The following is a 13257-nucleotide window of genomic DNA, read 5'->3' on the forward strand; positions in this document are numbered from 1 at the left end:
CGTGGCCACCGCCGACGAATCCGGCCGCTCTGGCCACAGCTCCAGCTTCGGAGGGGGGCTGACGGACTGGCAGTTCGAGGCCGACCTGCTGGCAGATGGCCGCGTCCTGCTCGAGCGCCTGTGTGATCGCATCCGGACCCGCCACCTCTACCCGGCCGGCCCCAACCTCGCGCTGCTGCTCGAGGCCTACCAGATCCTCCACCGCGAGCGCCTCGTCGGCCGCGCCAGCGACCGCCCGCGCTCGCTGCGTCGCCGGCTGCGCCAGCTCCTGCGCCAGCTCGTGCGCAGCGACGTCGCCCTGCGATCGCTGCGCCTCACCTACCGCTTCCCGACCGCCAGGCCGCAGCCGCTGCACACCGCGATCCCGGCGATCGTCGATCGCGCCCTGCTCGCCGTCGACGCCGACGCCATCGCCCCGGTGCGGGCCCACATCCAGGGCGCCACGCCCGGTCCGAAGCGGAGCGACACCAGCGCCCCCGACCTCAGCGGCCGCTTCGACGCCCGCCTTTACCGCGGCCTCTCGCAGCTGCGCGACGCCCTGATCAACGAGGCCCTCGCCCACCCGCGCGAGATCCCCGGCCTCCACGATCAGTACCTCCACTTCTGCCGCGCCGGCCTGCCCACGCGGGTCCAGCACCCGATCGCCCGCCTGCTCCTGGTCAAGCTCCCGATCTACCTGTGGCTCGGCTTCATCGGCCTGTTCGCCGTCATCTACGTCGGCGCCTACTTCTTCCTCAACGACGAGAACCTCGGCCGCCTGCTCACCCGCGTCATCGGCAACCAGATCAACGGCGACCTCGAGCTCGGCAGCGTCCACTGGTCGCCGCGCCTGATCCTCGACCTCGTCACCGGCACCCCGCACCACGCCGTCGTCCGCGACGTGAAGATCTGGCGCGGCTACAAGCGCCAGGGCGGCGAGCGCGACAAGCTGACCGGCTGGGCCGATCACGTCGAGGCCAACATCGTCCTCCACGAGATCATCCCGTGGAACCGCCTCGGCGTGCCGCCGGTGTTCGAGATCCCGTGGACCCTCCACTTCACCGAGGCCGAGATCATCGAGCCCCTGCACATCGACGTCCACGAGTTCGCCATGCGCGACAAGGACGATCGCCTCACCTGGGGCATCAGCCTGCTCGACGCCTTCAGCCCGAACCCCAGCGCCCCGACCGCCCCCGCCGAGACCCGCGGCATCAGCTTCCGCCTCGACAAGGTCCAGCTCCACGACACCGACCTCGACCTCGACTTTCGCCCGCAGAGCGGCTGGCAGACCGCCTTGCACCTCACCGAGGGCCGCTTCTCACTGTACTTCGAGGGCCTCCACCCGAAGCAGCCGAAGCCGGAAAAGAAGCCCCTGATCTTCGACGTCGAGGCCAGCGCCGACACCGGCCTCCTGCGCATCCTGGCCCTCAACTACGAGCTCCCGATCGCCGACCTCGAGCTCTCGCAGTTCGCCGCCGGCGGCGCGGTGCCCCTCGGCGACGTCCGGATCCGCGGCGCCGGCAGCTTCGCCGGCTCGCCCGCCGTCATCGACGGCTGGCTGCGCGACGCCTTCAGCACCGGCGCCCGCAACGTCGACATGACGATCCTCTTCGGCGAGGCCGGCCCGCTCGCACGCACCATCGGCGAGGCCCACAAGCTCCCTGCCACCATGATCTCGGCCGACGACGCCTCGGCCCAGCTCACCCTCAAGGGCCCGCTGCAGGACGTCACGATCGGCCTCGCCGCCTCCGGCCTCGGCCTCGACTTCTTCACCGACCCCGACGCCCCCGAGCCCTCCCCACTCGACTGGTCGCTGCGCCGCGCCGATGTCCGCCTGAGCATGAACAAGGAGCCCGTCCCCGCGATGTGGGGCGAGCGTTACCACCGCAGCGGCCGCGAGCGCTGGGTCGTCGACTTCGCCCACCTCGAGGGCGACGCCCTCGGCGGCCACCTGCGGATGCGCGAGCACAGCGGCCGCAACCACCTCGTCATCGGTGAGCCCGGCGAGCCGCTGGTCGTCGCCCTCGAGAGCGAGTTTCGCGACCTCGACCCCGGCCTGCTGTTCGCCCCGGGGGACACCCGCGCCCGCCTCAGCGGCAAGGCCGACGGCACGCTCGGCCTGCGCGAGCTGGTCCTGCGCCTCGGCGGCGCCGCCGAGGAAGACGTCAAGCCCGCCGCCGAAGCTGACCCCGAGGACATCCGCGAGTCGAGCACGCCGGAGCCCGCCCCGACCGTCCTGGCGACCCAGGACCGCGACCTGAGCCCCGCGCCCGAGGCCACCCAGACTGGCCTGCGCCGGGTCGTGCTCGACCTCGCCGACGTCGAGCTGCAGCGCGCGCGCGGCCCCGCCGACGACAGCCTCCCGCGCCGGATCGGCGCCCGCGGCACTGTCGTGCTCGACGAGGAGACCGGCCTCGACCTCAGCGACCTCGAGATCGACGTCGACGGCGGCAGCCTCAAGATCGACGGCGGCCTCGGCAAGCAGCTCGACACCTTCAAGCCCACCGACCTGCGCCTGCGCATCAGCGACGGCGCCACCTTCCTCAAGGGCTTCGGCCAGGGCCCGTACTTCGAACGCCTGTCCGCCGGCCTCACCCTGAGCGGCAAGCTCGAGCGCCCCGACGGCAGCAACGGCTCGCTCACCCTCTCGGACGTCGGCTCCGGCAAGTTCGCCCTCACCGACATCAGCGAGGTCAAGCTCGCCATGGACCGCGGCGTCCTCTCGCTGCGCAGCGGCAAGGTCGGCCTGCTCGGCGGCACCGGCAAGCTCGCCGCCGACCTCGACCTGTTCGCCGACGACCCCGGCATCTACGCCGACCTCGACCTCAAGGCCGTCGACCTCGCCAAGCTCGGCAACGAGTCGGTCGGCGGCCGCGGCGACGTCGCCCTGAAGATCGGCGAGCACACGCGCCGCATCCCGCTGTCGCGCGCCCACGCCGACGGCGCCCTGTTCGTCCCGCACCTGCGCCTCGGCGGCGGCGAGTTCCGCGACGTCGTCGCCAGCTTCGCCGTCGACCGCAAGCAGCTCACCGTCAAGGACATCGTCCTCCACCACCACCGCAGCATCAGCCCCTCCTTCGCCCCCGAGGTCACCGTCCCGGTCGGCGACCTCCACGCCAGCGGCAGCGTCAGCTTCGCCAGCGACCCCGAGCTCGACCTCGACGTCGCCGTCACCGGCCTCCCGATCTCCGCCTTCGCCGCGATCGCCGGGCTCGGCGACCTCCCGGCCGGGGCCCAGATCGCCGGCGGTAAGATCCGCGACCCGGCCCAGATCCAGCGCGGCGGCAAGCTCAAACTCGAGGCCGGGGAGATCGAGCGCGGCACGCACCTCGATGTCACCGGCACCCTCGCCCGCCCCAGCATCCAGGGCCTCATCGAGCTGCGGGCGATCCACGCCGCTGGCGTCCCCCTCGGCACCGGCCTGCTCAAGCTCAAGAGCGAGGACCTCGAGGCGGGCGACGGTCTCGTCGCCCGCCGCAAGATCGAGGTCACCGGCAGCTTCGGCGACAGCGGCAAGAAGCACAGCCCCGACTACGAGTGGGGTCTCGCCGCCACCGTCGCCTTCGGCCCCAAGCCGCGCAAGGGCGCCGCGCCGATGTCCGCCGACCTCCGCCTCGACTTCGCCAACCTCCCCCTCGTCAACATCCTCCACGCCGTCGGGCTCAAGGCCGAGGGCCTCCACGGCGAGCTCAGGGGCCTGAACCTGCGGGCCCAGAGCTGCGCGCCCGGGGTCCCGCTGATCTCCGCCTGCCTGTGGGACCAGCGGCCGAGCGCGATCCGGATCCTCGTCGACCTCGAGCGCCTGTGGGCCGCCACCCGCGAACCCACCGGCGGCGCCAAGCCCGGCGACGGCGTCCCTGGCGACCCCTGCCTCGACAAAGCCTCCCTGTGCAGCGAGGACCGCCTCATCGGCGTGCTCGGGGGCACCCGCCTGGGCCTGAACCAGCCGTGGAGCCTGCGCACCGGCGGCCGCAACGGTGGCGTCAGCCTCGCGCTCTCTGGCGACATCGAGCTTGCCAGCCCGCAGGGCCCCGCGAGCGCCGCACCGAAGGACGCCGCCGCCGCGATGAGCCTCGACGTCGCCGTCGCCCCGAAGCGCAAGCGCTGCGACAAGCCACCCGACACCGCCCGCACGCCCGCGCCCGGCAGCGGCCACGCCGTGGTCCAGGGCGAGCTGCTGCTCGGCGCCCTCGCCCCGCTGGTCCGCAGCTACGGCCTCAGTGATCTCGCCGGTCGGATCAAGATCAAAGTCGAGATCGACGGCCACATCGCCGACCCGATCCTCACCGGAGACTTCAGCGTGCCCGCTGGCGCCCCGCCGCTCACGGTCAGCGCCGCCGACAAGTCCTGGTCGCTCGCGGTCCCCCGCCTCGCGCTCGGCTGGCGCCAGGACACCCTCTTCGCCGACGACGGCGAGCTCCAGATCCGCGACCAGACGCTGCAATTCGGCCCGGTCGGCGCGCACCGAACCTACTATGTGCTCGGCGGCGAGTGTCAGGGCAATTTCTCGGCCGCCGCCGCCGGCCTGCTCAACGCCCGCCCGCTGCGCGACCTCCTGCCGGGCACCTTCGCCACCAGCTCCGGCGGCCTCGACGTCCAGGTCGCCCACGTCGCCGGCCTCGTCGACGACCCGCTGCAGATCCACGCCATGCGCGGCAGCTTCATCCCCGGCAACGAGGGTCTGCGCGTCGAGCTCGCCGGCGTCGGCCTCGATCCCATCGACCTGCGCGAGGGCAGCATCGACGTCCTGCGCTGCAGCGACGACACCCCCTGCCCCCACGGCCAGGACGGCTACGCCCTCTACCTCGGCGGCGTCCCGCGGGTCGCCGACGCGGCCAACCAGGCCCAGAAGACCCTCGCCGTCCAGAAGCCCACCTCGGAGCGCCCGCCGGCCGCGGCCCTGCGCGCCCACGTCGGCGACCGCGGCCGCGTCGCCGCGTGGGGCCACGCCGTGCTGAGCCCCGACTTCACCCGCATCACCTCCACCGACCTGCGCGTCGAGCTCGACGAGATCGCCTACCGCATGTTCGACAACTCCGGCCGGCCACAGCTCTACGCGACCATCGCCAGCGACAGCATCACCCTCGAGGGCCGCGATAGCATGACCCTGCGCGGCGAGGTCCTGGTCAACCGCGGCCGCTGGGTCCGCGACGCGCAGGAGGGCGTCAAGGTGTTATCGTTCGCCGACCCAACCACCACCCCGGCCTCGCCCCCGCCGGAGATCGTCCGCGACATGGCCCTCGACCTCCGGATCCGCACCACAGCGCCCTTCCGGGTCGACAACAACGTGATGAAGGGCGTCGAGGGCCAGGTCCTGCTGGCCATCGGCGGCACTCTCGGCGACCTCGAGATGTCCGGCAAGATCGACGTCAGCACCGGCGTCCTCGACGTCGCGATCCTCAACGGCGCCTACGACGTCCAGTACGGCAAGGTCCAGCTCGAGCGCACCCTCGAGGCCAGCACCGTCGACGTGCTCGCCCTCCGCCAGGAGCCGATCTACGTCGAGAACCAGCCGCGCCAGATGTACGTCAAGCTCGGCGGCACCCTTGACGCGATCACCTGGCGCTGCATCGTCCAGGGCGACACCCGCACCCGCGGCCGCACCACCCGCGAGTGCGTCGACTACCTGGTCCTCGGCGCCGGCAACAAGGAGGTCGCCGACTCCAACGTCCGCCGCTACGGCGGCGGCGGCCTGCTCGGACGCCCGATCGGCCTGGTCGGCAACCTCACCGAGCTCAAGCTCGGCAAGTACGTCGAGCAGAACGCCCCGCGCCTCGCCCCCTACCTCCCCGACATCAGCATGCGCCTCGGCCAGCTCGGCATCGAGGCCTCCGCCGAGACCCCGCGCCCGTGGTTCCGCAGCGACTGGGGCAACCTCAGCGTCGGCGCCGGCTACACCCGCGGCTACCCCGGCCTCCTGCTGCGCAACAGCTACGACTGGCGCGTCCGCTTCCGCATCCTCGACACCGCCACCCTCGAGTTCCGCGACAACCGCCGCTCCTACTTCAACGAGCGCATCATCTTCGACCCCCTCCGCCAGCGATCGCTCGAGCTGCGCCTTGACTACACGCTCCCCAGCATGCGCTAGGCGCCCCGCGGGCCCCGCGGGCCTGGCCGGCCTGCTCGCCGCGCTCCTCGCCCTCGCGTCGCCCACCCTCGCATCCGCGGCCGACGCCGCCTCCACGGCCGTGCATGTACCTGGCTTTGGGGCCATGTCCCATGCGCCAGGTCTCTTGCGACCTGTCCTCGCGGCCAGCAGCCCCGTCGCCGCCCCGGTCGCCCCGGTCGCGGATCTGCCGACGGCCGAGCCCGAGGCCCCACCCCGGGACGACGAGCTCCCCCCGCGCAGCCAGACCGTGCCCCCGCCCGACCTCGCCGCGGCGGCCGACACGGCCAGCGCTGGCGAGACCGTCGCCGTCGGTGAGACCCCAGCCGACGCCGCCTCGGTCGGCCGCTGCGCCCGCATCGACAGCGCCGCCGACCCCATGCACCTGCTCGACGCCGTCCTCGACGGCCTCGAGAAGCAAGGCTTCGCCCTCGGCCCACGCACCCGCCAGGAGCGGTTCGGCATCCCGAACTGCGCCGTCCGCCTCAGCGGCGGGGACCCAGGCTTCCTCCACTACAAGCTCCAGACCACCGCCGAGGAGGGCTACGCCTTCGTCCTCGTCCCGACCGGCGCCGGCCAACACGAGCTGGTCGCCCGCCCCGACCCGGATGGCGGCGTCCTGATCGCCAACGTCGAGCACGTCGGCATCACCGGCCGCTTCCGCACCGGCGACAGCAACATCCGCCTGCGCCGCGTCCTCGGCCTCGAGCCCGGCAACCTCAGCCCCGACGCCATCCGCGCCCAGCTGCAGCAGCTCGGCTACCGCGCCCGCTACCTCGCCGAGGGCGAGGGCCGCCTGCTCGTCGAGGTCGAGCCCGGCCGCAGCATCCGCCGCGTCCGCATCCACGGCCACATCCCGCTGTCCAAAGCCGACGTACAGCGTGAGCTCTCGATCAACGCCCGCCCCGGCGCCCTCGCCCACGGCGTGTGCAGCCCGCCGAAGGCCCTGCGCGCCGAGACGCGACCGCCGATCTGCCCCGCCGACGACCTCGCCTGCGCCAAGTGGCAGAGCGACGAGATCGCCCGCCTCAAGCGCTTCCTCTTCGACAAGGGCTACCTCCGCGGCGACGCCACTTTCGGCCTCGCCTGCGGGCGCAAGAACGACGAGGTCGACCTCCACGTGTACCTCGAAAAGGGCCCCGGCTACCGCGTCCCGTGGCAGCAGCTCACGGTCGTGGGCAACATGCCGCGCGCCGACCAGCGCTGGCTGCGACGCGCGTTCTGGCCGCGCGTGCGCGCCACCCCCTTCCCGGCCCGCGTCACCCGCGACTCGCTCGACGACTCCAAAGAGCGGGCCGAGCGACGCTACGCCGAGCCGCGCGACAACCTGGTCCAGTCCACCGCCACCCCCCAGCTCAGCCTCCCCTACCCGCAGATCCAGATCGACACCAGCTACGAGGATCTGCGCGACGGCGAGGTCCCGCCCGGCAACAAGCTCCCGCTCGAGGTCAAGGTCGACATCGGCCGCGGCGTCAAGACCTCCTTCCTCGGCAACCGCAGCTACTCCGACCTGCGCCTGCGCGGGCAGATGCAGCTGTTCAAGCGCCGCGAGGCCCCCAGCGACCAGGCCGCCGTGCGTGAGGCCGCCAACCTGCGCGCCTACTACCAGAGCAAGGGCTTCCTGCTCGCCAGCGTGCGCGGCCGCTACGTAGAATTCGGCAGCACCGCCCCCGGCGCCCTCTACTTCCAGATCAACGAGGGCCCGCTGGTCACCATCCGGGGCATCACCCAGATCATCACCCGCGGCGTCCCGCCCCGGATCGCCGAGGCCATCGAACGCGACTTCGACAGGGCCCGCAAGCTCAAGCGCGGCGGTCGCTTCACCGAGGCCTGGGTCATCGACGACCTCAGCGCCCTCCTCCAGCGCTACGCCGACCGCGGCTACCTGTGCGCCAACGCGGGCGTGCGCGTCGCCTTCTGGCCCGAGGGCCTCGACCGCGAGGGCGAGCACAGCGACGTCGACGTCGCCACGATCCTCCGCCGCGAGCCGAGCGCCGGCTGGGCCACCCGCGACTTCGACACCGCCGGCCTGCACCTGCTCAAGGCCCGCAAGCGGGCCAACCTCTATGTGCGCATCACCGTCGAGCCCGGCCCGCGGGTGTTCACTGCCCGCCGCGACGAGCAGATCCGCTACCTCGACGACCCGATCCCCGGCGACCGCAACATCGAGGACCTCCCGGTCCACGCGGACGGCAGCTGGGGCGCGCGCCGCATCTTCTTCGAGACCCCCCTGCGCCGCCCCGGCGAGAGCCGCCCCGGCGGCGTCGCCGTCAGCCCCAGCCTCGACCGCGAGGTCGAGGAGGCCGTCGTCGAACGCTACCGCAACAGCGGCTACCCCGTCGCCGACGCCGAGATCCGCTGGCGCTACACCGACCCCACCGGCGCCGTGAAGTCCGTCGCCAACGCCCGCCGCCTCGCCGACCGCGACATCGGCATGTGCCAGGCCTACACCAGCGGCACCGCCGTGGAGGTGGAGACCGAGCTGTCGGTCTACGAGGGCAAGAAGGGCGTGTTCGGCGACACCCTCCTGCGCGGCAACTTCAAGACCCGCGGCTGGGCCTTGCGCCGCCAGTTCGCCTTCCGAACCGGCCAGCCCTACGACCGCAGCGCCACCGACCAGACCCGCAACAACATCGACGGCCTCGGCGTCGCCGAGAGCGTCAGCATCACCCCCTACCCGGTCGCCTGCGACCTCGGCAGCAGCAGCAGCGAGGCCTGCACCGTCCACCAGGTCGTCGAGATGCGCGAGCGCAACGACGTCTCGCTCAAGCTCTCCGGCGGCCTCGGCTTCGCCACCCTCGACCCCTTCTACCTGTTCCTCCACCCCGAGTTCCCCAACATGTGGGGCACCGGCTGGGACTTCGATGTCCTCGGCCACTACGGCTTCAACACCAGCGGCGTCCCGGCCGGCGTCCCCTTCCTCGGCGACTGCGCCGGCGCCCGCTGCTACCAGCGCAGCGTCCAGGGCAACCTCACCCGCCCGCGGATCTTCGCCAGCCCGCTCACCTTCTCCATCGGCGGCACCTACCAGCTGCGCCTCACCCCCGCGCGCGGCCGCCTCGAGTCCGCGATCGGCACCGTCATCTTCACTTACCCGATCAGCCCGCGCTGGCAGGCCTACTTCGGCTACCTGATCCAGCGCAGCAACATCAGCCAGGACGTCGTCAAGCCCGCCTTCGACCCCGCGGTCCCGCTCGGCGGCGAGGCCACGATCACCAACCGCCGCGACGCCATCGTCGCCGACCGCACCGGCGCCCTGCAATTCGGCGCCTCCTACACCAAGGTCGACAAGCCCTTCAACCCCGAGGACGGCTTCATCGCTAGCGCCGACCTCAAGCTCGCCTCGCCCTACCTCGGCGGCATCGACTGGTTTATCCGCGCCGACCTCTCCTGGCAGCACTTCATCCCGATCCCCCGCACCAACAACCGCCTCAGCTTCCGCTACGCCCTGCGCTACGGCCACGTCGTCCCGATCACCCGCCTCGGCACCGCGAGCGCGCCGGAGATCTGGCGCTACTTCGGCGGCGGGACCACCGACCTCGGCATCCGCGGCCTGCTCCCCGAGACCATGCTCGTCGACATCGAGGCCATCAACGAGGGCGGCGGCATCCAGCGCCTCCACTACGTCGCCCAGGGCGGCCACATCCGGGCCCTCGCCACCATCGCCCTCCAGGTCGTCTCCATCAACGACTTCCTCGGCGGCAAGATCGCCCACTCGCTGTTCTTCGACTTCGGCGTGCTGACGCAGAAGTGGCAGCAGGTGCAGTTCAATCGCGACTTCCGGCGCAGCGTCGGCATCAACTTCCTCAAGTGGGACATCAGCATCGTCACCCTCGCCCTCGGCTACGCCGTCCTTATCCCCAACGCCCTCGCCCCCGGCAACGTCAAGCCCATCGACGACCGCAACGGCCGCTTCATCTTCGACGTCGGCGTCACCTTCTGAGCCCCGAATGACCTGTCCGCCAGGACATGTCGTCGCCCCGCCGCTCCAACCCCGACCTGTCCGCCAGGACATGTCGTCGCCCCGCCGTCGCCCCGCCGCCAACCCCGACCTGTCCGCCAGGACATGTCATCGCCGCGTGGAGCCGCGTCACCCGACCTGTCCGCCAGGACATGTCCGACAGGACACACGCGCCCCTTGCCGCGCGCCGCCAAGCGTGCGATGCCTCGCCATCATGCCCCGCCGCGGCCTCCTGACCATGGTCCTCGCCTACGCCGCGGCCAGCCTGTGCGCCGCCCTCGTCTGGCAGCGGCACCCGGAGGCCGCGCCCTGGCTGCGCGCCCTGCTCGCGGGCCTCGCCGCCACGCTGCTCCTGTGGCTGGTCGGCCTGGCCCGACGAAACCCCAGCGTGTTCGACCCCTACTGGAGCGTCGCCCCGATCGCCGTCGTCGCCGCCTGGGCCTGCGACCCCGCCAGCGCCGCCGCCCAGCCGCTGCGCCAGGCCCTCGTCGTCGCCCTCGTCACCGCCTGGGGCCTGCGCCTCACGTACCACTGGCTGCGCTGCTTCCCCGGCCTCGATCACGAAGATTGGCGCTACACCGAGATGCGCCGCAGCAGCGGCCGCCTGTTCCCGCTCGTCAACCTGCTGGTCATCCACCTCATCCCGACCGGCATGCTCGGCCTCGCCTGCGCCGCCGCCTACCCGGCCCTCGTCACCGGCGACCAACCCCTCGGCCCCCTCGACCTCCTCGCCGCCACCGTCACCCTCGCCGCGATCCTCCTCGAGGCCAACGCCGACCGCATCATGCGGGCGTTCCGTAATGGCCCCCGCGAGCCCGGCCAGGTCTGCGAGCTCGGCCCCTGGGCGTGGGCCCGCCACCCGAACTACCTCGGCGAGCTCGGCTTCTGGTGGGGCCTCTACCTGTTCTCCGTCGCCGCCGCCCCGCGGGACTTCTTCGCCGACTGGCCGCCCGACCTGCCCGCCCTCGGGCCGCTCGTGATCACCGCCCTGCTCGTCCTCTACAGCGCCCCCGCCCTCGATCGCCGCCTCGCCGCCCGCTCGCCCGCCTACCGCGACTACATGCGCCGCGTCCCCTCGCTGCTGCCGCGCCGCCCGCGAGCCGTCACCGGTTCGCGCAGCGATCGCTGACCCGCGACCCGACCGCGATCAATACGCGACCGCCGCCCCCCCGTCGCGCGCCGCGTCGGCGACCGCCCGGTAGCCCTGCGTCGCCGGGTCGACCTCGATGCAGTTCGCGTGGCCGATCGACCCCCACTCCGCGATCTCGTGCCCCCGCGCCTTCAGGCCGGCCACCGTCGCCGGGTCGAGCGTCGGCTCGGCGACGATGCGATCCGGCATCCACTGGTGGTGCACCCGCGGCGCCTTCACGGCCACGTCCAGCGTCACACCGTAGTCGAGCAGCGCCCGGACGATCTGCGTCACCGTCGTCGAGATCGTCGACCCGCCCGGTGTGCCGACGACCGCCCGTAGCTGCCCGTCCTTCACCAGGATCGTCGGCGTCATGCTCGACAGCATCCGCTTGCCCGCCACGATCTTGTTCTGCTCGCCCTGCACCAGCCCGTACGTGTTCGGCGTCCCCGGCTTGACCGCGAAGTCGTCCATCTCGTTGTTGAGGAGCACCCCCGTGCCCGGCACCACCACCTTCGCCCCGAAGCTCGTGTTCAGCGTGTAGGTCTGCGCCACCGCGTTGCCCGCGTCGTCGACCACGCTGTAGTGCGTCGTCTGCGTCGACTCCTTGCCCTGCGGCAGCCCGGCGCGGACCTTGCTCGACGGCGTCGCGTGGGCCAGGTCGACGTCGGCCAGGCGCTCGCGCAGGTAGGTCGCGTCGAGCAGCCGCGCCAGCGGGACCGCCACGAACGCCGGATCGCCGAGCAGGAAGTTGCGGTCCGCGTAGGTGCGCCGCGCCGCCTCCACGTAGAGGTGGATCTCGTCGACGCTGTGCCACGGGTACTTGTGGATCTCGAGGATCTCGCTCGCCGCCAGCAGCTGCCGCAGCACCACCCCACCCGCCGACGGCGGCGGCATCGTCACCACCTCGACCCCGCGGTACGTGAATACGATCGGCTCGCGGGCGATCGCGCGGTAGCCCTTCAGATCCTCCGCGCTCCAGATCCCGCCGAGCCCGCGCACCTTGTCGGCCATCGCCTGCGCCAGCGGCCCCTCATAGAAGCTGCGCGGGTCCTTCGCCACCTGCTCGAGCGTCCGCGCCAGATCCGGCTGCGTCCAGCGATCGCCCGCCGCGAAGGCGCCGCCATCCGGCTTGCGGTAGATCGCCGCCGAGTCGGCAAAGCCCAGCTTGGTCATCCGCTCCGCGCCGTTGCTCAGATCCTCCGCGTGGAAGCTGTCGAGCGTGTGCCCGTCGTGCGCCAGCTTGATCGCCGGCGCCACCAGCTCGGCCCACGTGATCGTCCCGAAGCGCTCGTGCGCCAGCGCCAGCCCGGCGACCGTGCCGGGGATCCCCGCCGCCTTCGCACCGTCGACGCTCGCCCGCGTCGGGTTGCCCTTCGCGTCGAGGTACATGTCCCGCGTCGCGGCCCCCGGCGCGACCTCGCGGTAGTCGAGCGCCGCCGTCTTGCCGTCGGCCATGCGCACGACCATGAAGCCACCGCCGCCGAGGTTGCCCGCCGACGGGTGTGTCACCGCCAGCGCGAAGCCCACTGCGATCGCCGCGTCGACCGCATTCCCCCCGCGCTTCAAGATCGCCAGCCCCACCTCGCTCGCGTGCGCCTCGGCCGAGCTGACAGCGCCATGGATCCCGACCGCCGTCGCCGGATCACTCGCGTCGTGGGCCGGGAGAGATCGCTTGCTCGCCTCCCCCACACCAGCCGGCGTCACCGGGCCTGCGGGCTCGCCGGACGTGGGCGGAGTCTCGGCCGTGGTCGCCGTCCGCGCGGGCGTACAACCCGCGAGAATCACGGCCAACAGCAAAGGCGACGAGAAGCGGGCGCGACGGGTCATGCTGCCCGACCCTAGCGCACCCCGGATGCGCGCGGACCCCAACCCGCGTGACCCCCCACCCCAACTTGTCACGAAGTGGTCTTGACACCGCCCGAAAGCCCGGGCACATTCCCCCGCGCTCGGGGCACTTCCCGAATCCCACGAAGGACATTCGGGGATCGTCTAATGGTAGGACTGCGGATTCTGATTCCGCCTATCAAGGTTCGAATCCTTGTCCCCGAACTAACACTCCTTTTTGTCACCCTCGCTTAT

4 protein-coding genes and 1 tRNA gene are annotated in these 13257 nt (G+C 72.2%); 4 read left to right on the top strand and 1 reads right to left on the bottom strand.

Going from position 1 to position 13257, the window contains the following annotated elements:
• Nucleotide 1 precedes the first annotated feature (1 nt).
• The 3 genes from IPJ59_RS03885 (at nucleotide 2) to IPJ59_RS03895 (ending at nucleotide 11175) form a co-directional block, all read left to right on the top strand.
• On the top strand, nucleotides 2-6067 hold the full coding sequence (locus tag IPJ59_RS03885; RefSeq protein WP_293269802.1) for a translocation/assembly module TamB domain-containing protein: 6066 nt from the start codon (nucleotides 2-4) through the stop codon (nucleotides 6065-6067).
• Between the two features lie 124 nt (nucleotides 6068-6191).
• The gene (locus IPJ59_RS03890) at nucleotides 6192-10028 is read left to right on the top strand and encodes a BamA/TamA family outer membrane protein (RefSeq protein WP_293269803.1); all 3837 of its coding nucleotides are present in this window, start codon (nucleotides 6192-6194) and stop codon (nucleotides 10026-10028) included.
• Nucleotides 10029-10260: 232 nt separating this feature from the next.
• Nucleotides 10261-11175, top strand: coding sequence for a DUF1295 domain-containing protein (locus IPJ59_RS03895; RefSeq protein WP_293269804.1), 915 nt, complete (start codon nucleotides 10261-10263; stop codon nucleotides 11173-11175).
• An 18-nt stretch (nucleotides 11176-11193) separates the two neighbouring features.
• Here the strand turns inward: IPJ59_RS03895 and ggt are convergent, their stop codons facing one another.
• The gene (gene ggt, locus IPJ59_RS03900; protein WP_293269805.1) at nucleotides 11194-13005 is read right to left on the bottom strand and encodes a gamma-glutamyltransferase; all 1812 of its coding nucleotides are present in this window, start codon (nucleotides 13003-13005) and stop codon (nucleotides 11194-11196) included.
• A gap of 151 nt (nucleotides 13006-13156) precedes the next feature.
• Here ggt and IPJ59_RS03905 point away from each other — a divergent pair.
• Nucleotides 13157-13227 (top strand) — tRNA-Gln (locus IPJ59_RS03905).
• Nucleotides 13228-13257 lie beyond the last annotated feature (30 nt).

Source organism: Nannocystis sp. (genome assembly GCF_016714285.1).
In the GTDB taxonomy this organism is placed as follows: domain Bacteria; phylum Myxococcota_A; class Polyangia; order Nannocystales; family Nannocystaceae; genus Nannocystis.

Excerpts from the sequence above, each read along its gene's own strand:
- IPJ59_RS03890 (WP_293269803.1), top strand. The coding sequence starts at position 6,192 with ATGTCCCATGCGCCAGGTCTCTTGCGACCTGTCCTCGCGGCCAGCAGC.
- IPJ59_RS03895 (WP_293269804.1), top strand. The coding sequence starts at position 10,261 with ATGCCCCGCCGCGGCCTCCTGACCATGGTCCTCGCCTACGCCGCGGCC.
- ggt (WP_293269805.1), bottom strand. The coding sequence starts at position 13,005 with ATGACCCGTCGCGCCCGCTTCTCGTCGCCTTTGCTGTTGGCCGTGATT.